Origin of the sequence: Bdellovibrio sp. SKB1291214 (assembly GCF_002209355.2) — a bacterium.
Taxonomy (GTDB): Bacteria; Bdellovibrionota; Bdellovibrionia; order Bdellovibrionales; family Bdellovibrionaceae; genus Bdellovibrio.
Genome location: NZ_CP106855.1, coordinates 3,154,077 through 3,173,596 on the forward strand (window position 1 = coordinate 3,154,077; position 19,520 = coordinate 3,173,596).

General features: G+C 45.7%; 18 protein-coding genes. 4 read left to right on the forward strand and 14 right to left on the reverse strand.

The window, feature by feature from the left end:
* Positions 1-39: 39 nt before the first annotated feature.
* Entirely contained in the window at positions 40-906 is an 867-nt protein-coding gene (locus B9G69_RS15570) for a S1 family peptidase (RefSeq protein WP_176400892.1), read from the forward strand.
* Here B9G69_RS15570 and B9G69_RS15575 read toward each other — a convergent pair.
* The 11 genes from B9G69_RS15575 to B9G69_RS15625 all read right to left on the reverse strand — a co-directional run bounded on the left by B9G69_RS15575 (position 866) and on the right by B9G69_RS15625 (position 13,268).
* On the reverse strand, positions 866-3,472 hold the full coding sequence (locus tag B9G69_RS15575) for an ATP-binding protein (protein WP_265437825.1): 2,607 nt from the start codon (positions 3,470-3,472) through the stop codon (positions 866-868). The two genes, B9G69_RS15570 and B9G69_RS15575, sit on opposite strands and share 41 nt — an antisense overlap.
* Positions 3,459-5,672, reverse strand: a complete 2,214-nt coding sequence (locus tag B9G69_RS15580) for a RelA/SpoT family protein (RefSeq protein ID WP_416220924.1) — start codon at positions 5,670-5,672, stop codon at positions 3,459-3,461. Before B9G69_RS15580 ends, B9G69_RS15575 begins: the two co-directional genes overlap by 14 nt.
* A 102-nt stretch (positions 5,673-5,774) precedes the next feature.
* The gene (gene rpoZ / locus B9G69_RS15585; RefSeq protein WP_088614336.1) at positions 5,775-6,014 is read right to left on the reverse strand and encodes a DNA-directed RNA polymerase subunit omega; all 240 of its coding nucleotides are present in this window, start codon (positions 6,012-6,014) and stop codon (positions 5,775-5,777) included.
* A 51-nt stretch (positions 6,015-6,065) separates the two neighbouring features.
* A complete protein-coding gene (gene gmk / locus B9G69_RS15590; protein ID WP_088614335.1) occupies positions 6,066-6,623 on the reverse strand; it encodes a guanylate kinase in 558 nt (185 codons plus the stop codon).
* Position 6,624: 1 nt separating this feature from the next.
* Positions 6,625-7,506 (reverse strand): YicC/YloC family endoribonuclease, encoded by an 882-nt coding sequence (locus B9G69_RS15595; RefSeq protein WP_088614334.1) that lies wholly within the window; start codon positions 7,504-7,506, stop codon positions 6,625-6,627.
* Complete coding sequence (gene miaA, locus B9G69_RS15600) at positions 7,503-8,471, reverse strand: tRNA (adenosine(37)-N6)-dimethylallyltransferase MiaA (RefSeq protein ID WP_088614333.1); 969 nt, start codon at positions 8,469-8,471, stop codon at positions 7,503-7,505. The genes B9G69_RS15595 and miaA overlap by 4 nt, the downstream gene beginning before the upstream one ends.
* Complete coding sequence (gene mutL, locus B9G69_RS15605) at positions 8,471-10,405, reverse strand: DNA mismatch repair endonuclease MutL (RefSeq protein ID WP_088617059.1); 1,935 nt, start codon at positions 10,403-10,405, stop codon at positions 8,471-8,473. Before mutL ends, miaA begins: the two co-directional genes overlap by 1 nt.
* Positions 10,406-10,492: 87 nt before the next feature.
* On the reverse strand, positions 10,493-11,134 hold the full coding sequence (locus B9G69_RS15610; RefSeq protein ID WP_088614332.1) for a hypothetical protein: 642 nt from the start codon (positions 11,132-11,134) through the stop codon (positions 10,493-10,495).
* A 44-nt stretch (positions 11,135-11,178) separates the two neighbouring features.
* Positions 11,179-12,057 carry an SH3 domain-containing protein gene (locus tag B9G69_RS15615; RefSeq protein WP_254916740.1) on the reverse strand — a complete coding sequence of 293 codons (879 nt, stop codon included), beginning with the start codon at positions 12,055-12,057 and terminating at the stop codon, positions 11,179-11,181.
* A complete protein-coding gene (locus B9G69_RS15620; RefSeq protein ID WP_088614331.1) occupies positions 12,032-12,727 on the reverse strand; it encodes a polyprenol monophosphomannose synthase in 696 nt (231 codons plus the stop codon). Before B9G69_RS15620 ends, B9G69_RS15615 begins: the two co-directional genes overlap by 26 nt.
* 106 nt (positions 12,728-12,833) lie before the next feature.
* Positions 12,834-13,268 carry a hypothetical protein gene (locus B9G69_RS15625; protein WP_088614330.1) on the reverse strand — a complete coding sequence of 145 codons (435 nt, stop codon included), beginning with the start codon at positions 13,266-13,268 and terminating at the stop codon, positions 12,834-12,836.
* Between the two features lie 79 nt (positions 13,269-13,347).
* On the opposite strand from B9G69_RS15625, the gene B9G69_RS15630 reads away from it, so the two are divergent.
* From B9G69_RS15630 to B9G69_RS15640, 3 genes are all read left to right on the forward strand, one after another.
* Positions 13,348-14,001, forward strand: coding sequence for a hypothetical protein (locus B9G69_RS15630; protein ID WP_088614329.1), 654 nt, complete (start codon positions 13,348-13,350; stop codon positions 13,999-14,001).
* A 17-nt stretch (positions 14,002-14,018) separates the two neighbouring features.
* The gene (locus tag B9G69_RS15635) at positions 14,019-14,687 is read left to right on the forward strand and encodes a hypothetical protein (RefSeq protein ID WP_088614328.1); all 669 of its coding nucleotides are present in this window, start codon (positions 14,019-14,021) and stop codon (positions 14,685-14,687) included.
* 102 nt (positions 14,688-14,789) lie between these two features.
* Positions 14,790-15,353: a Yip1 family protein gene (locus B9G69_RS15640; RefSeq protein ID WP_088614327.1), complete on the forward strand. Its 564-nt coding sequence runs from the start codon at positions 14,790-14,792 to the stop codon at positions 15,351-15,353.
* A 190-nt stretch (positions 15,354-15,543) separates the two neighbouring features.
* On the opposite strand, the gene dut is transcribed toward B9G69_RS15640, so the two are convergent.
* The 3 genes from dut to pnp all read right to left on the reverse strand — a co-directional run bounded on the left by dut (position 15,544) and on the right by pnp (position 19,433).
* A complete protein-coding gene (gene dut, locus B9G69_RS15645; RefSeq protein WP_088614326.1) occupies positions 15,544-15,993 on the reverse strand; it encodes a dUTP diphosphatase in 450 nt (149 codons plus the stop codon).
* Positions 15,990-17,249 (reverse strand): M16 family metallopeptidase, encoded by a 1,260-nt coding sequence (locus B9G69_RS15650; RefSeq protein WP_254916738.1) that lies wholly within the window; start codon positions 17,247-17,249, stop codon positions 15,990-15,992. Before B9G69_RS15650 ends, dut begins: the two co-directional genes overlap by 4 nt.
* An 81-nt stretch (positions 17,250-17,330) precedes the next feature.
* Positions 17,331-19,433 (reverse strand): polyribonucleotide nucleotidyltransferase, encoded by a 2,103-nt coding sequence (pnp, locus tag B9G69_RS15655; RefSeq protein ID WP_088614324.1) that lies wholly within the window; start codon positions 19,431-19,433, stop codon positions 17,331-17,333.
* Positions 19,434-19,520 lie beyond the last annotated feature (87 nt).

Here is a 19,520-nt window from a genome sequence, read left to right on the forward strand (position 1 = left end):
TTAACCCTCCTATACCGGGTTATCATGTATAAATCCCTCATGAAAAAACATTATCGATTTTTAATTATGGCCACAGCTTTGCTATTCACAGCGTGCGGGCCTGGGGCTGATACTGCATCTTTAAATTTAAACGACGATAGCTCCGCAATAATAAACGGAACCAAAGTAAGTACGCGCGCTAAAGACGGTTCACGGGGCGTGGTTCTTTTCCTGCCTGTGAATGGATTAGGAATGGCGATGGGCATCTGCACGGCCACTCTGTTAACAGATCACAGTGTTCTGACTGCGGCACATTGCTATGACAAACATAGTAAGACCCTTGCGGGATTCAAAATTATTTTTGCGAACAACAAAGGTATTTCAACTCGCAGCTTTTTAAAACGTGAAGGCACCCACGAAGACGTTGTTATTCACCCTGGATTCCGTGATACAAAAGTGGGACTCCTTAACGACTTAGCGATCGCTTTTTTTGACGGAGGCGTTCCCGCAGGTTTTGAACCTATAGAATTTGAACGTGATCAAAGCAAAAACTATAATAACAGCTTTGTGACTGCTTTCGGTTATGGAAAAAACAAAGATTCTGGTGAAGTCTTTGCCGTGGGCTTTGGCAGCGCTGGAGACCTTTATAAAGCAATTATCAAAGTCAACGGTGCCTATGGTCTCATGCAAGATCGCTACGCCATCTTAAGCAAAGGTAACACTCAATTTATCTGCGGTGGTGACTCGGGTGGCGGCCAGTTTATTAACGTCAATGGCAAGCCTCGCCTGATTGGCGTTACTTCCTCCGTTCGAGGACAAGAGGATATCTTCGGTCATGTTTCCTGCACGGAAGGTCGCTCGACGGCGATGAAGGTGTCCTATTTTGCTAGCTGGATAGATGAGGTGCATGAGGCAGCCAGACGGTAAATTTCGTCTGCGCCGAATCGCAATCCAAAAAGAATTTTCCGTTGTGAGACTGGATAATACCCATACTGATGCTAAGTCCCAGTCCCACTCCCTTACCGACCTCTTTGGTCGTAAAGAACGGCTGCATGATTTTCTCGCGCATTTCTAAGGGTACCCCTGGGCCGGTATCACTCACACAGATTTCAACCCCGCCTGCGTTGTAATACGCTTCAATACGAACCCGCTTCACAGAGCTGCGCTCAACGGCATCAAAGGCATTATTCAATAGATTCAAAAGGACCTGAGAAATTTGATAGGGACGACATTTCACTGTCAGCCCCGGCTCAATGGAGGCCGTCAAATGCACTCCATGCTGCTTGAACTTTTCGTGGCAAAACGCCAACGTGTCATCAATGATCACAGCGATTTCAACTTCTTCCATATCGTCTAAAACAGACTCGTGGGCATAACTTCGAAGCCCGCGCACAATTTTAGCAATTCGCCCCACCATCGACTCAACCGAATCAATTCGACGATTTAAATCAACATCGCTTCCTAACCCTTTGTTATTCAAATTTTTACGAAGCATGCTTAAGTAACCACCGATAACCGCCAACGGATTGTTGATCTCATGAGCGATCCCTGCAGCCATCTCACCTAAAGTGGCTAAACGCGACGATACTAAGATTTTTTCCTCGCGCTCTTTCAAAAGGCGTTCGCGCTCTTTTCTTTGCGTGACGTCTTCGGCAACTACCAAATAGCCACTCATTTCACCTTGTTCATTCGTCACTCGATGTAACGACAAAGCCATATTAAAGGATCTGCCATTTTTAGAAATAAAAGTCCGCTCGTACCCTGGAGCATCCCCTGTTTCAAAGATGGCTTCCAGATAGTCATGCCCATTGTCCAAAGTTCTACCAAGTTTTTCTTCCATGCGACCGCGGTACATCATGACTTCGGAATATTCACCCAACAAAGTCACTCTCTTACCGATCAAATCCGCCTCGGTATAGCCCAAAAGATCTTCTGTCGCCTTGTTAATACTGGAAACATTTCCGAATTGATCGAGTTGTAAGAGAAGCAAAGAAATACTGTCGCGCCCTGCTTTGTGCCAATCAAAAGCTTCTTTCATGCGACGTTCAGATTCCCGGGAACGTTGATAGAAAACCAAACTCATCGCCAGCAACACAGAGACACTCACCCCGCAGACTCCAATCACCCCGGGTAAATAAGATGAATTGTTCTGAACTATTTCTGGAGTGGGCGTGACTGTGAATTGCCAATTTGCGTTCAAAGCTTTATAGGTGGCCGTATAGCCCCAGTCGCGCATGTAAACTTGGCCAGCGTTTCCTGTATTTAAAAACTCATGGTCATCATCATCTTTAATACGGACATAGTATCCCGGAGCAATTGCAGCCTCTTGAAAAAACGAATCTGCTCCCAACACCACACTTAATACACCTAAAAAATCATCTCCACGGAAGACAGGATAATAAAGGACGATACCATCCCCACCGGTCACCAACGGAATAACGTCTGATAAAATCGGCTCACGGTTAGCCAGCATTTTTTCAATCACACCTTGGGAACCGCGTTGTTGAGTTAACTTCATCCCAATCACGCGCTCCGGATTGCGATTCAAAGGATAGATCCACTTCGCTAAAAGATCTTTTTCGGCCCAAAGAATTCGGCGAATCCCTTTAAAGTCGGCTGTATAAATCTGAGCATCGATCTGCCAGGACTCTTTATTTTTATAGTCGTTTAAGATGAATCTTTTCGCCATTCGCTCCAGAGAACGATTCAGCGCAGTAAAAACTGCATCAAAATTTTCTAAAATAGCAGTCGTACGAATCTCTGTGATCGTGCGGTTTTTTTGATAGTCCTTGATCAACAAAAGCTGCATCAATCCAACGGTTACGAAAATCCCTGCCGACAAAACATAGAATGGCAAAAATCGACGGCGAGAAAATCCAAGACGAGTCATTCGCTGGCGCAATTGCAACATCAGAGCAAACGACAGCGTGACAAAACATACGGACGTATGGGGAGCCATTCGCGCAAAGCTCCCCCAGCCATATTGGGAGTTTATATCAAATATAGTTCCTACAGCACCGACCAACCCGACACAGCATACAATCGAAGCACAGGTCACCCGCACGAACTGACAAAGCAACGTGTTCTTATTAAAAAAAACTCCCAGGCCCATTAAGAACATGGCAATACAAGTGCTGGCCGCCATGCGCCCCGGGAAAGGCGTTCCTGGCTCTTCAAAATAGCGTACAAAAAATAAGTCTAAACCGGAGGTGTAACCAAAGGGATACTGCAGAAAGGTGACCGCAGCAAAGCTCATCACTAAAATTGCGCAAACGCGTCCGATTTTAAAATGATCGCGATCTGAAAAAACAATTCCTAAAGACAGAAAACTGAAAAGCAACGCGGTATTAAAAACCATCGCATTATAGCCGGCAGCTAAACGAATCATCGCCGGATTTTGAGTAAGCCACCCGCCCATGACGATAATCGCCACGCACAAAACCAAAAATGCTAAGACGTTGTGCAGTCTGGGAGAGTATTTATTGAATGACACGCGTGACACCGATAATGCCTTTGATTTTTTGAATCTCGTAAATGGCCTGGTTCAATTGTAAGGCATCCTTCACTGAGACTTCAAAATTACAAACGGCTTTCTTATCCTTTGTCGTGCGAATCTGCGCGGACTGAATATTGATACCCTGCTGGGCAAAGGCCTCGGACATGGATTTTAACAAACCTGGGTTGTCTTGAGAGATGATTTTCAGGCGCACGATACGCTCTTGCCCTTCACCTGCCACTTTAACATTCCAAGCGACATCCACTTTACGAAGCTGATCGAATTCAAATGCTTTGCTGCAATCACTGCGATGGATGGTGATACCGCGACCACGGCTGATAAAGCCCACAATCGGATCGCCAGGGATCGGATGGCAGCATTTCGCATAGTGCACCAGCATGTCATCCATACCGTCCACAGAAACCAACGAATTGGTTTTGCGCGTTTTATGAGTCGCCGCGCGCATGACTCTTTCCATAAAGGTAGAGTCTTCCGTTTTGGCAGCTTCCTTCGCGATATTTTCTGGAGAAAGTCTTTCAACCAAAACGCGTGTTTCAAGTTTTCCGTAACCAACAGTGACGTATAGCTCTTCGACGTCTTTCAGGCCGAAATCTTTTAAGTATTGCTCAAAGGCTGGGCCTTTCAAATACTTTACGGCGGCCATGCCAAATTTGCGGAATTCTTTTTCCACCAACTCTTTACCCAGCAAGATGGAACGACGACGCTGTTCTTCTTTCACAAAGGCGCGAATTTTCGCCTTGGCTTTATTGGTTACAACAAACTTCAACCAATCCTTGGAAGGCTCTTGGCCTTTACCAGTGATGATTTCAACCGTGTCCCCGTTACTCAACTGATGTTTTAGCGGAACCATCTTACCATTGACTCGGGCGCCGACACATTTGTTACCAAGCTCGGTATGAACCGCATACGCAAAGTCCACAGGTGTGGCACCTTCGGGAAATTCCCGCACTTCACCGGTTGGAGTGAAAACGTAAATTTCAGTTTCAAATAAATCCGTTTTAACGGTATCAAGAAATTCATCGGGACTGCGCACCTGCTGATGCCATGAAACCAAATCACGCAGCCAGTTGGCCTGCTGCATTTCATCGGATTCCATCTTGCCGCGCTCTTTGTACTTCCAGTGCGCCGCGATCCCCATCTCGGCAATCAAGTGCATGTCTGAAGTACGAATTTGAATTTCAATGCGCTCCCCACCTGGGCCTACCACTGTCGTATGAAGTGACTGATAGTTATTGGCTTTAGGCATAGCGATGAAGTCTTTAAAACGACCTGGAACGGGTTTCCACAAGGAGTGAACCAAACCCAGCGCCGCATAACATTCAGCAACGCTTTCAACGATCACACGAAACGCAAGAACGTCATAGACCTGATCGTAATCAAGATTACGACTTTGCATTTTGCGGTACACGGACCATAAATGCTTGGAACGTCCATAGACCTCGAACTTAAATCCAACTTTACTAAGTTCTTTGGAAATCAAATGCTTCACATCTTCGATGTAACGATTTTGTTCTGCTTCTGTTTTCTTAATTTGTTGGATCAATTGGTAATACATGTCGGGGCGATAGTAACGGAAGCACAGGTCTTCCAGCTCGATTTTCAGAGCACTGATACCCATACGACCCGCAAGCGGACAGTAAATTTCTAAAGTTTCCAGAGCGATTTTTTCTTGCTTATCAAAAGGCATGAAATTCAAAGTACGCATGTTGTGCAAGCGATCGGCTAATTTCACCAAAACGACTCGCACATCTTTACCCATCGCCACGATCATCTTGCGAATATTTTCGCCCTGTTTTTCGTGGGAGTTTTTGAATTTCATCTGACCAATTTTTGTAACACCATCAACCAGATGAGCAACAGCATCACCAAACTCACGGCGGATATCCTCGAGAGTGGCGTCCGTGTCTTCAACAGTGTCATGCAATAAACCTGTGGCAATTGTATCTAGATCCAGGCGAAGATCCGCTAAGATAGCAGCAACAGAAAGTGGATGAGAAATATACGGCTCACCACTGCGACGGATTTGACCCTCGTGATGTTTCTCGGAAAAGTAATAGGCTTTTTCAATAAATTTTAAATCAGCATTCGGCCAGTAGCCTTTAATGCGATTTAGAAGATCATCAACTGTTTTGACCGGCTTGTGGGACAAGCCGCTCTCTTTTTGCGGTTCCGCCATATTCTAGTCAGTTTACCTGACAAGAATATGGGTCTCCAAATAGATTCGCTTTATAATTGGAATTTATTAGTATTTTTAGGAACTTAAGACCTTCGTCCTAGACTATTTATTCAAATCTTTTTCGATCTGAAGAAGAGCATCTTTAGGATCCATCGCTACTTCGTAACCTACGTTACCGATAGCAACTTCACGAAGTGCCGATACGATGTATTTGTTTGAACGAGTAGAAACTGTTGCTTCAGCACCTTTAAGAAGTTGCTTAGCTCTTTTAGCAACCATCAATACAAGAGCAAATCTGTTAGGTACTTTTTCTAAGCAATCTTCAACGGTTACACGAGCCATTTAATGCCTCCGAGAGCAATTTAATCGTCAATTTAAACGACGAAAGTACCCTTAAGCTAGTAACTTTTCAATGATTTTCTTAAATTCAGAGTAGGAATGCTCGAAGTTGTCGTTCACGATCTGGAAGTCGAACTTAGAAGCTTCAGCGATCTCTTTCTCAGCGTTAGCCATACGAACCTCAATGTCCGCAGGCATGCCCCCGTCTCTTTTTTCGATTCTGCGACGCAGCTCGTCGATAGATGGGGGTAGGATAAAGATCGTTTTAGCGTCTGGGTACTTCGATTTGAATGTCTGCACACCTTGGATGTCGATATCCATGATCGCGCACTTATCGGCTTTCCAAGTGGATTCTAGGGATTCATAGGAAGTCCCATAGAAATTCGTGTGCACCTTTGCCCACTCCACAAAGAAGTTTTGCTCAATTTTCTGTTTAAACTCGTCGTGGGAGATAAAGTGGTACTGAAGACCGTCCTTTTCCCCTTTGCGAATGTTGCGTGTCGTGAACGTGACGATATCCACGAGCTGTGGAAGCTCTTCAATCGCCTTTGCTACGAAACTACTTTTTCCGGCGCCGCTGGGAGCAGCGACAATAATCATTCGCGTTTTCATATTATTGAACGTTTTGAACCTGTTCTCTAAGTCTTTCAATGAGGGTTTTTGCTTCTACCACGCTTTGAGTGATCTTGGCTACTTGAGACTTTGAACCAATCGTATTCACTTCACGCAGCAATTCTTGTGTATAGAAATCAAGCTTCTTTCCCTCAGCCTGCTGAGAAGCGATCAACTGGCGATAGTTTTTAATGTGCTCAGTTAAACGGCTTAATTCTTCGTTGATATCTGCTTTTTCAAGCTGAATCACGATTTCTTGAGACAAACGAGCGGGATCAATCTCGTTGCCTTTCATACGGGCACGAACTTTGGTTTCATATCTTTCTTGAAGTTGCGCATTGGCGTCTTCGCGAAGATCGGTAATAACTTTGATTTCTTTATCCAATGACGAAAGAAGTTTTTCTAAGTCCTTGCGCAGAGCTTTCCCCTCGCGGATGCGCTCTTTATCACAGTTGGCACAAGCTTCAGTAAAAGCTTTTTTCAACGTCTTCTCTTCACCTGCGAAAAGCTCATAACTTTCTTCGAGCTTGATCACATCTGGCAAACGAGCCATGGCTTCCAAGTGAACTTGAAAGGGAATGCCCATTTCCTTAGCGAGATGCTTATAGGCCGTCACATATTTTTTTACCAATGCATCGTTCACCGTCATTTGCGCTTTACCAGCGGCCGCTGCTTTTACTTTGCGAGAAACAAAAACATCCACTGTTCCGCGCGATAAAGACGCACCTAAGATTTTTTTAAGATCTGCTTCGAACGCAACGAATTCACGTGGCAAATGAAAGCGCGTTTCTAAAAAGCGACCATTCACAGCGCGAATGCTGACTTCCACAGAAACATCTTTTGATTGAACCTTGGCGGTTCCATAACCGGTCATGCTTTTCATATATTTCCATTCTTGTCGGCAGGGCCATTTGTGGTCAAAGAGTTCAGGAATTTCTCGACCACTGCTCTTGCATCATTATATCCGCGAGCACCATCAAACCAATGAATCTCTTTGTCTCGCTGAAACCACGTTTTTTGGCGCTTGGCGAGCTGGCGAGTATTTGTCGTGATTTGCTCTAACAGTTCATCTTCATTGATACGGCCCTTGATGAACTCAATGGATTCTTTATAACCCACGCTGCTGAGGGGAGCCCAATTCTCCAGACCTTGATCGAGGAGTCTTTCAACTTCGTCAATCAATCCATCCTTTAGCATCTTGTGCGCGCGCAAAGCAATGCGCTCACGCAGGACATCGCGCTCCCATTCGGGGCCAATTTTTAAAAGCGGAAATGGAAAAGGTTCTTTGGTTTCATCAAACTCTTTTTGAATTTGCGTCACACCCTTCCCCTGCGTGCGGATCAACTCGATCCCACGACCAATTCGATAATGATCTGCTAAGTTTACTTTCCCTGCGTACACGGGATCGACTTTGGAAAGTTCCGCGTGCAATCGTTCGGGCCCACCTGGTTCTTGCAACTCTTTCGCTATTTGTGCTTTTACTTCGTCAGAAATCTTGGTGACTGGATACATGCCTTTTTCAATCGCCATGAAATAAAAGCCCGTACCGCCCACTACAAATGCCGGCGTTCCATCTGGAAGGGCATCCATAGTTTTCATAAAATCTTCGCAATAAGTTCCAGCGGTGCTTTCGCTTGGAGGATCGACATACCCCAAGAGATAATGGGGAACCAAGTTTACTTCTTCTGCTGTGGGTTTTGCAGCGCCAATTTGAACTTTAGAATAACACTGAACGGAATCGCAATTTAAAATCACGCCGCCGAATTCCCGCGCAAGTTTAAGCGCCCACTCGCTTTTACCAGTGGCGGTCGAACCAACAACGAAAATAACGGGTTTGTTTTTATTCATTAAACAATTCGTCCAAAGTCCTTTTCAAGTTTATAGAACGGATACTCCACGCTCACAGGTCGTCCATGAGGACAGAAACTGGATAACGGGAAGTGATCCATCTCGCGCAAAAGATTCTTCATCTGATCGATACTCAGCGCCTGGCCTGCACGCACCACAGAATGGCACGCCATCGTGGCACAGATATCTCCCACAGCTCTTTCCAAAGAATAGCTGCCACCTTGATCAACAACCTCTGTTGCCATGCGATCCAAAACTTTTCCTAAGATAGATTCTTTAATAAATAACGGAGCCGCCTTCACACCCACAGTGCCCGGGCCAAGGGCTTCAATGAAAACTCCCAAGCGTTCAATATCTTTAGCAAGCACGAGCAAGCCTTCGACTTTTTCAGGGGACATATCAATTGCCAGGGGAAATAGGAAATCTTGAATATCAATCTTCCCACCCTTCCAAGCAATCATCAGTTTTTCATAGGCAACACGTTCGTGAGCAGCATGTTGATCCACGAAAACCATTTTTTCGCGATGTTGAGTTACAATATAAGTAAGATTAGCTTGCCCCAAAACTTCCAGAGATGACCAGTAACCACCACTGACCGGAGCAATTGCCTCTGATGTCGCTTCAGTCCCATGGTTTCTTGAAGCCTGGAATTCACCACGAGATTCTGCAGCCTCTGCCAAAGCTTGATAGCTCATTTGCGGCTGTTGAACCGAGGCCGTTGGAAAACTGAAATCTTTTTTCTGAAATTGAGTCGTTTTAAAAGTTGAATCCTGAAAGGCCAAGTTTTCCTTAGGCATTTCCTGAGCCGAGTCCTGCCTTGTGACCTCACCGGAATAGTTTGCAAAATTAGGCAAACCCTTCGCCGAAGAATATGTCGCTGAAGGATCCGAGTAATCAATAGCCCCGCCTGCATCGTTGAATTGCGACTGAGAACGAAGTTGACCACTTTGCTGAATCCATGGAGCATTTTCCAGAGTCGAGCGCAAAGCTCCCGCCACCGCACGGAATGCCAGAGAGGGATCATGGAATTTCACTTGGGATTTCGTCGGGTGAATGTTCACGTCAATATATTCAGGATCAGTTTCAACCCAGACACAGGCGATCGGATATTCGCCGTGCATAAGAAGACTGCGATAGGCTTCATTCACCGCTGCCTGCAAACTGCGATCTTGAATCCAGCGATTCTGCGCAAACAGCCAAATATTTTTCGCGGTCTTAGCAACGTTATGGGGATCCGCAAACACCGCATAGGCCTTTACGTATTCACGTTGTGCTTCACCGACGAACAGGGGTTTGATTTCAAGAATCTGCTCCGCCCGTTCCTTGCGATCTTTGCAAGCTGGCCAGAAATTGACGAGCTTGGAATTTTCTTGGATACGAAACTCAACATCGTAATGAGCCAATGCCATGGCCTTTAATGTTGTTTTAATCGCCGTGTGTTCTGCGGCATCTGATTTTAAAAACTTCAAACGCGCAGGCATATTTTCGAACAAGTTTTCCATCAGGACCGTTGTGCCCTGAGAGCCCCCCACGCGATCCATGGGCTGCTTTTTTCCGTAGACGCTGACAAGTTGGTAGGCCTGCTCATCGCCCTCACGACGAGTTGTCAGAGTCATTTTACTAACCGAAGAAATACTGGCCAGGGCTTCCCCACGGAAACCGAAAGTTTTTAAACTCCACAAATCATCCGATTTGGAAATTTTGCTGGTCGCAAAACGATCCAAGGCTTTTGGCAAATCTTCAGGCGACATGCCTTTACCGTTGTCGATCACTTTTACGATGCGACCGCCATCAAAGAACTCGACATGCACGCGCGTGGCACCTGCATCAATAGAATTTTCGACGAGTTCTTTAACAAGATGAGCAGGACGCTCAACCACCTCGCCCGCAGCGATTTGGTCGACAACTTCCGGAGATAAAACTTGAATAGACATGGGCAAAAACATGCCCTAGCAGAGCAATTAAATCAACCGCAGGCTCCTAAAAGGTGCCTGTCACTTTTTGGGAATGCGTTGCGCAAACTAGTCTTGCGGCTTAGGACATTCGTTGTTCTGTTGGCACTTAAGCAACATCATACGCAATTGGTGAGTTTCTTTAAGATTCAGGTCCAACTCGTACGTAAAACCCTTAGCAACTGCACCCTGGGGACCCACTGTGTAAAATGGCGTCGTCAGATCGAATTGAGAAGCCGTGTACTGGATACCATCGTAAGAGGTGAAAACCATGGCGGAGGGATTCTTTTCAAGGTTCCAGAAAAAACGCTGAAGTTGGGATTTCGCCTTCAACAAAGCCCCGTCAAAACTTTTCCAGCACTTTACTTCACCCATCAAAACGACTTTATTCGTCGCGCGATCGATGATCACTGTGTCTAGCTCCCCGATCGTCAAACCACCTGCGCTGTATTCAATATCTCCTGTGATCAAGTACTGATTGTCCGGATAGATTTTCTCTAAACGAACACGCTCAAGCTCTTCGCAAACAGCGCCATCGGGATCAAAATTAACCGCTTTGTTTCTAAGTATTTCAAATGCCGCGTTCACATCGCCCGCAAATGCCAGTTGAGAGAAAAGAAGAGAAACAACGCCAATAAGATAAAGAGATTTAAACATGAAGGCCTTGTAACCCACGGCCTTCAAAATCGTCACCCATAACGCCACGCGCATGCCAATTCTTTCCCACCGTGCAGGCAGGAAGGATGCCGGTGGACCTAGAAATCCAGGCCGACAGAAACGGAGTAACCGAGGTACCCCTCTTTTTCCCAGTAATATTTGATGTCGGGACGAATCGAAACACGCTTGATTCTATAAGCTGCCCCCACATTGAACAAAACTCCCAACGTCATATCGTCCGCGGAATATCCATCTTGGGAGCCCGTTAAGGTCAGATCAAAGTGCGAGTACTTAAACATCGGCCCGAAACCATAAAAGAAAATCAGATCTTTTCCTTTTGGTAAAACCGTTTGAAATAAAAAATCCAAAATCACGATGTAACCACTGCCCTCGTGGCCGGTATATTCTTTATAGTAATCTGGTGCACCCGAATGAAACAGAATATTGCTTTCAGTGTACATGTCCCCGGAAAAAAGCGTGTTGTAACCGTGAAACTTCAATCCATAAAACGTCGTCATGGCATTGCGACGTCCACCCATTGTGTCTTCTGCATAATCAATGAAGTCCATTGAAAGACCGCGATAGCGACTGGCAAAGAAAGGCCTTTTGCCTCGCGCGTGGGCTTCGTCGGCTTCCTCTTCAGCTTGCGCGGCTTCGTGCAAGTCCTCGGCCCGAATTACACCGGGACGAATTTCTGCATCAGAAACCCAGCCCGTCACACCTGGTTTTAACCGGATTTTATAGAAAGGACCTTTTTTGCCTTTAGAGATTTGAAAGACCTGCCCTTGCTTAAGGACTGCCATCACCGGAGCATCAAAGTCAGGATCTTTATAAATTTGTGCTTCGTCGGCGATGATGGTTCCCTTTTGTACTTGCGCGAGCACAACTTCAGGAACCAGGGAGATAAGAAATAAGAAAGCGACGCTTCGAAAAGTACGAAGCGCAACCTTCTTATTTAAAGCGCATAAGCCAAACACGCCAGAAAGCCTCAAGCACGATTTTAAGAGACATTTTAGATTGTCCCACGCGACGGTCTTCAAACACGATTGGAGACTCTGCTCCCTTAAAGCCTTTTTTCATAGCTTTGTATTTCAATTCAATTTGGAAGCTGTAACCGTTGGACTCAACCGTTGCGAGATCAATACCGATTAAAGTTTCCTTTTTCCAAGCGTTGAATCCGCCCGTCCAGTCGTTCAAGGGGAAACCCAAGATCAAACGAGAATAGATACCACCACCGCGAGAAATGATCTTGCGCATAAGACCCCAGTTCACAGTGCGGCCACCCGCTACATATCGTGAACCAACTGCGAAATCATTTTGCTTCAATGTATTCAAAAGTGGACCCAAATCCTCGGGACGATGAGAGAAGTCCGCATCCATCTCGACGATGGCTTCGTAACCTTGGTCAATCCCCCAACGAAAACCCGCAATATAAGCCTTACCCAAACCCTGTTTGCCAGGACGAGAAAGTAGATTCAATTGAGGAAGGGATTTTTGCATTTCACGCACAATAGACCCTGTACCATCAGGAGAGTTGTCATCAACCACCAGGATATCAACGCCCAAATTTTGAGCAAACACAGCTGGAACAATAGTTTGAACGTTTTCTTTTTCGTTGTACGTAGGAATAACAATCAGAGTTTTCATGCCCCTAACTTGGCATAAACCACCGGGGCTGGCAACAACAGGAATGGACTTGAGGACATGTTCTCCTCCGGCGACGCCGGAGTGCTTCCCGAAATGGGGCTCTTCGTTAAACCGAACGAGAAACTAGCTTACCTTTGCCCTTGGATTCCAAGGCATCGACCTTCTTGGGAGTGATGGTGGGCAGGTTCAATGGTTTGCTGAGCAAATACTTCGGGTCTTCTTTACGACGGTCCAATTGAAACTTTACTTTTTCAGCAGCTGCTTTGGAGTCTTTTACGTAAAGAATGGGATCAAAACCGCACACGCGGCACACCACCGCCAAGCGCCAGCGAATTTGCACGAACACTTCAGAAATCGCCAAACACACAACAAAGGCAATCATCACGCGCGGATCGTATTCTTGCCAGATGGCGAACATAATCACCACAGCCGCCATGGCAGAGGCGATGATATTCATCACACCGATATTTTTCTTACGATAAATATTGCGGGGAGTTTTACAGAAGGCGCAGTAACAGTTGTGTTTGGATTTAAAGAACATACATCTAGTTTGCCAAAAACAAGGTCTAGAATGAAAGATCAATTTTTGAGAAATCACAAACCACTGCTAGAATCAGCGTATGACTAAACTAAAAACGATCCAATTCGCTATGGTTTCTATTGCTACTGTTTTCTCCTCTACGATGGTCCTGGCCGCTTCTGGCGCGGATTACACGGAAGTCTCTTATGATGACCTTGTCAACGAGCTCAGCCAAAAAAAGTCTACTTATGAGCAGACTGTAAAAGACGCCAACGGTCCTCAGTCACATATCGGCATTGGATACGTGAACGGCTTCACTAATATTTCAACGGGCGGCGAAAGCTTCAATCGCCACACTTCTGGTATTCAACTTTCTGCGGGTCGCGATTTGAGCTCTCGCAACATCTATGGCGAAGTGATTTTCCGTAACTATGGCTCCAATGATGGTGCGAACGAAGAATTCTCTTTGCGTGAACTGGAAGCCAAAGTGGGTTACACGAATCAGATTGAAGGTGTTTGGAATTATTCTGTAAGCAGCGGACTTTCTGCTCGTATGCTTAAGTACTCCAATCCATCTAAAGACATGTCGGTGGATGAAACCAATCCTTCATTGGTTATTGCCAGCGGAATTTTTGCACAAGTTCACCGTAATATTTCTGTAGGTATTGAAGGCAGTGCTCGCACAGCCATGGTTAATAAGCCTTCTGACAAAGACTCTTTTGACTTCGCGTTTCGCTTGAACACTTCTCTGTAATTCGTAATACTGGGCGAGTGGATACACTCGCCTTACTTCTTAGCCTTTTTGGTTTTCTTGCCTGCCTTGCCGTTTTGACTAACAAAGCGCGCGCCCGAGTTCACTACGATAAAGAACTACAGCCTAACTGTTTACTGACTCGCTGGCCCCTGTTGTTCGTCACAGGTCCCCGCAGCTTTTTTTATTTCTCGAACTATTGGAACATCTATCCGTCATACCTTGCTGAACATGGCTATGAAGTTTTTCACTTGCGACTTCCTTGGAGCAATTCCCTGCTGCGCCAATCACGTGCCATCGAATTTTTAAAAGCCCAGGATGCCGCCAAGCTTCGCTTTCATTTGGTAATGGACTCTGCCACTCTACAAGAGTTCCAAACGATCCTCAAAGATCTGCGTCCCGAATGCATCATCAGCATCACTGAAATTACCGACTCAGAAAACAAATCACAGACAAATTCCCTGCGGGCCCCAGTTGTTCCCCAAGAAACGATCGAAGCCCTGCCGTCTCGACAAGGCAGTTTCTTTATAAAATGGGCCTATCAACTTCATCGCCTGATTTTACCGGGCCGTCCTCTTTCCTCACTCAGCGCCCTCGGCGCCGTCGAAGAAACTCAACTTCAAAATGCCCGCCTCCTTTTGGAAAGAGCCCAATCCCTTGCCGAAATGGATCTGCGCGAAGACTTGTGAGTATGAGGCGATTGCACAGCTTAAGGGCCCTGCTCCTTCTCGCGATCTCAGAACAACTAGTTCTGCTTGCTAAGAACTACACCCTCGTGATCAAATGGGCTCATGACTGATTATCGCGATGTTACCCCTGGTAATGAACCCAAAATGCAAACCGCTAAAGAAGTTTTCAATTATGTGATTGATTACCTTCGCCACCCGGTTCAAAAAATTAAAAATCTTCCAGACTGGAAGTGGTCCACGTTGCTAATTACGATCATCGTGATTTCAATGATTTCGGGTGTTATCTCCGGACTGATTCCTCCCAATGTCTATCGCATCGGTTCGGGTTTGATCTTTGCCCCGTTCATCGCAGTCGTTATGGCTTGGCTGGGCGGAGTTTTCATTTATTATTACTTTCAAGTTTTTGAAAAGCGCACGTGTTCACTTCGTAAGATCTTTACCTTGATTCTTTTCTCGAACATTCCATTTTTCATCTTCCAAGCAGGATCCGAGTTGATTCCGCCAATCACGTTGGTTGGTTTTGCATTCACAGCCTTACTCATGGCCGTGGGATTGACCGAAAACTTCAGCATGGAAAAGCGCAGATCATTACGCCTAGTAACGATCCTGTTCGCTTGCGTGTTCTTCCTGTGGCTCTATAACCGCATCGAAGTCGCCAGAATGTAAACTGCGGACGGCCGCACCTCCGCTCCGGTTACTGGCCGCGTTAATGAACTCCGCGAAACAGCTGTAAGTGTGACTAAAAGTAGTTTGTATAAAAAAAGGCACCTCATCGGTGCCTTTTTTTTTGATAGTTATTTTTTTTACTCTTCAGCACAAACTTGGCGATCCACCAAGAAATAGCTCTGATACCCTGTTAAGCGCGACCCGTAGAACCGAAGCCACCCGCACCACGTTCAGTTTCAGTCAACTCGTGAGCCAAAACGAAGTTTGCTTGGTAAACCGGAGCCACAACCAATTGAGCGCAGCGTTCTTGATCACCGATCGTAACTGCTGCATCACCCAAATTGATCACGATAATTTTAACTTCACCACGATAGTCAGCATCGATAGTCCCCGGCGTGTTCAAAACAGTCAGACCATTTTTAGCAGCCCAACCACTGCGAGGACGTGCTTGGATTTCAAAACCCATTGGGATTTCAAAGCTCAAACCTGTTGGAATCATCGCACGTTGACCTGGCTCTAAAACTACAGGGCCATCCAGTTGCGCGCGTACATCAACACCTGAAGCGCCAGCCGATTGATAAGCAGGCAATTCACCTTTGAAGTTTTCAAGAGTCTTAATTTTTACGTTCACTTTATTCATAGTTCAAACTCCTCCCACCAGTCTTTGAGTTCCTCAACACCAGTGCCCAGCAATACGCCGGATGTTTTATCTGTCGCCAATTCCTGACGGATGTATCGATTCACAGAATCCACCGTCACTTGATTGATCTCTTCGATCACGGAATCAACGGATCTATATTGGCCAAATACCATTTCATTGACTGCCAAAGATGTCATGCGATTTTCAATATCATCGGAGCCCAGCAAAATGGATCCCTTAACTTGAGTCTTAAACATCTCGACATCAGAACGAGTCGCCCCGTTCTTGCGAATCTTTTGGAATTCCTTGGCAATCAACTCGCCGACTTTTTTGACGCTCTTCAATTCAGAAGCCGCGTAAATATTCAGCATGCCCGAGTCGATATTGGTATTAAGACTTGAGAAAATCGAATAAACCAAACCACGCTTTTCACGGACACTTTGGTAAAGCTTGGAAGTCATGCCCCCACCCAGCAATGTATTCGCGATCACCGCTTCAAAGCGGTACTTGTCACGGAAACTTGCGGTTGGAAGACCTAAAAGCATGTGCACTTGCTCGGATTGTTTTTCCATCACACGGCGACGGCGCAACCAATTTGGTTTTTTGCGCGTATTTTTCAAGGTGCTCTTTTTCTTTTTACCCAAGTGTTTTTCCACGCCCGCCATAAACTCATCGTGATCCAAGCAACCTGCCGCGCTCACGATGATATTTTTGCCAGTGTAGTTTTTCTTATAGTAATCCATCACTTGATTTTGCTTCATCAAAGCGATGGAAGCTGGTGTACCCAAGATAGGACGACCCAATGGATGCTTGCCGTAAACCTCGTCATAAAGAACGTCATAAATAACATCTTCATGAGAGTCCTCGGACATCGCGATCTCTTGCAGAATCACGCCTTTTTCCAAAGCGAATTCCTTTTTTACCAGATTCATATTGGAAACAAGGTCCGACAAAACGTCTAAGGCCTTCTCCCAATGATCTTTCAAAACAAGAGCGTGATAGCACGTGTATTCACGTGTGGTGTAAGCGTTCAGCTCCCCACCCACGGATTCCAAAGATTTTGCGATTTGATAGGTATTGCGAGTTTTGGTGCCTTTAAACACCAGATGCTCAAGTAAGTGAGACATGCCGGCAATGGCTGGAACTTCGTCACGAGTCCCCGTTAAAACCCAGATACCGATAGAAACGGCACGGGACCCTGGATGAAACTCGCTCATCACTCGGATCCCGTTAGAAAGTTCAGATTTTTTGAACAAAGTATTTATAACCTGCTCCTATCCGCCTTCGCCAAGGCTACGGCGGACAAGTCCGCTGAGGCATTGGCGAGACGCCGAGAACTACTGTTGTTGTTGCAACAAAGCCTTGCGAGAAAGTTTCACGCGACCTGCACGGTCTACTTCAAGAACTTTCACGTCGATAGTTTCGCCTTCTTTAAGAACATCTGTTACAGCGCGAACGCGCTCGTTAGAGATCTCAGAGATGTGTAGCAAACCTTGAGTGTTCGGAAGAATTTCAACAAAAGCTCCAAATTCAGCGATTTTTACTACGCGGCCTTTATACGTTTTTCCAACTTCAGCCTCTGCCACGATGTCGTTGATCATGCCGATAGCTTTTTTAGTTGCTTCAGGGTCAGCAGACGCGATGTGGATTGTACCGTCGTCTTCGATCTCGATCTTAACGCCAGTCGCTTCAGTGATACCACGGATAACTTTACCGCCAGAACCGATAACTTCACGGATTTTGTCTGGACGGATTTTGATAGTCTCGATACGCGGAGCAAATTCAGAGATTTGACCACGAGGAGTTTTCATCACTTTTTCCATTTCGTTCAAGATGTGGATACGGCCGTCTTTAGCTTGAGACAACGCTTGTTCCATAACTTCGAAAGAAACAGAGTCAATTTTGATATCCATTTGAACCGCTGTGATACCTTGAGCAGTACCAGCAACTTTAAAGTCCATGTCACCCAAGTGATCTTCATCACCCAAGATGTCCGTCAATACAGCGACGCGGTCGCCTTCTTTGATAAGACCCATTGCCACACCTGCAACGTTACCTTTAACAGGAACGCCGGCATCAAGAAGCGCCATCAAACCAGAACAAACAGTACCCATTGAAGAAGAACCGTTGGATTCCAAAACTTCAGATACGATACGGATTGTGTATGGGAATTTCTCATGATCAGGAAGAACTGCTTTAAGAGCACGTTCAGCCAAGTTACCGTGACCGATCTCACGACGAGAAGTACCGCTCATACGACCCACTTCACCTACAGAGTATGGAGGGAAGTTATAGTGAAGCATGAACTTGCGTTTTTGAACGCCCAACAATGAATCAACCATTTGCTCATCGTCACCAGTACCCAAAGTCACAGTACCCAATACTTGAGTTTCACCACGAGTGAAAAGGCCTGAACCGTGAGCACGCGGCAAGATACCTACTTCGTTCGCCACTGGACGTACCGTTGTCGTGTTACGACCATCGATACGAACTTTGCGATCCAAGATCATGGCACGAGCTTCTTTGTACTTAAGATCTTCAACGATCGTGTTAAGGTCTTTTTTACGTTGCTTCAAAAGGTCTTTGTCAGTGATTGACGCCAACAAAGTTTTTTCAGCTTCAGCAGCAGCTGTGTTTGCAGCAGCATAACGATCTTGTTTTTCTTTGATCGCAAGTGCAGCAGCAATTTTAGGTTGCAAGAAAGCTTCAGCAGAAGCTTTGAATTCAGCATCGATAGACGGCGGAGTGAATACGCGTTTAGCAACAGAACCTGTTTTTTCACGCAATTCATCTTGTGCATTCAATAGAGGCATCAAAGCGTTGTGACCAAATTTCAATGCCGCCAAAGCGTCTGCTTCAGTGATGAATTTAGTTTCACCTTCAACCATCAACAAACCATTGCGAGTCCCCGCAACGATCATATCCATGTCGGATTTTTCCAACTGTTGTGGAGTTGGGTTGGCAATGAATTGACCATCAACGCGAGCGATTTGAACTGCTGCTGTTGGGCCGTTGAACGGAATGTCAGATACGTGAAGAGCCGCAGAGGCACCAAGGCTTGCCAAGATTTCAAGAGGGAATGAACCGTCAGCAGAAAGAACAGTCGCTACTACTTGAGTTTCATAGCGGTAGCCTTCTGGGAAAGAAGGACGGATGGGACGGTCGATCAAGCGAGCGATAAGAACCGCGTCGTTTGTTGGCTTAGCTTCACGTTTGAAGTAACCACCTGGAATTTTACCAGTTGCATAGTATTTTTCGATGTATTCAACAGTCAGAGGGAAGAAATCTAGCTCTGATTGTTTTTTAGAAGAAACAGCAGTGACGATAACCATGTTGTTACCGCTAGAAACAAGCACGGATCCATCTGCTTGTTTTGCCATACGGCCAGTTTCGATTGTGATCTGTTTTCCACCTACAGAAGTAGTTACAGTCGTTTTCATTAAATCTCCTTATTTAGCGAAAATTCGTTTTCGCCATCCGTTTGTGGAAGCCATCTCAAAAATCATTCTGACTTTGAGCACTCCGGC

Coding starts and splice junctions, on each gene's coding strand:
- B9G69_RS15570 (WP_176400892.1), top strand. CDS start 40: ATGAAAAAACATTATCGATTTTTAATTATGGCCACAGCTTTGCTATTC.
- B9G69_RS15625 (WP_088614330.1), bottom strand. CDS start 13,268: ATGTTCTTTAAATCCAAACACAACTGTTACTGCGCCTTCTGTAAAACT.
- B9G69_RS15595 (WP_088614334.1), bottom strand. CDS start 7,506: ATGAAAAGCATGACCGGTTATGGAACCGCCAAGGTTCAATCAAAAGAT.
- B9G69_RS15580 (WP_416220924.1), bottom strand. CDS start 5,672: ATGGCGGAACCGCAAAAAGAGAGCGGCTTGTCCCACAAGCCGGTCAAA.
- B9G69_RS15640 (WP_088614327.1), top strand. CDS start 14,790: ATGACTGATTATCGCGATGTTACCCCTGGTAATGAACCCAAAATGCAA.
- dut (WP_088614326.1), bottom strand. CDS start 15,993: ATGAATAAAGTGAACGTAAAAATTAAGACTCTTGAAAACTTCAAAGGT.
- gmk (WP_088614335.1), bottom strand. CDS start 6,623: ATGAAAACGCGAATGATTATTGTCGCTGCTCCCAGCGGCGCCGGAAAA.
- rpoZ (WP_088614336.1), bottom strand. CDS start 6,014: ATGGCTCGTGTAACCGTTGAAGATTGCTTAGAAAAAGTACCTAACAGA.
- miaA (WP_088614333.1), bottom strand. CDS start 8,471: ATGAATAAAAACAAACCCGTTATTTTCGTTGTTGGTTCGACCGCCACT.
- B9G69_RS15610 (WP_088614332.1), bottom strand. CDS start 11,134: ATGCGCGTGGCGTTATGGGTGACGATTTTGAAGGCCGTGGGTTACAAG.
- mutL (WP_088617059.1), bottom strand. CDS start 10,405: ATGTCTATTCAAGTTTTATCTCCGGAAGTTGTCGACCAAATCGCTGCG.
- pnp (WP_088614324.1), bottom strand. CDS start 19,433: ATGAAAACGACTGTAACTACTTCTGTAGGTGGAAAACAGATCACAATC.
- B9G69_RS15630 (WP_088614329.1), top strand. CDS start 13,348: ATGACTAAACTAAAAACGATCCAATTCGCTATGGTTTCTATTGCTACT.
- B9G69_RS15620 (WP_088614331.1), bottom strand. CDS start 12,727: ATGAAAACTCTGATTGTTATTCCTACGTACAACGAAAAAGAAAACGTT.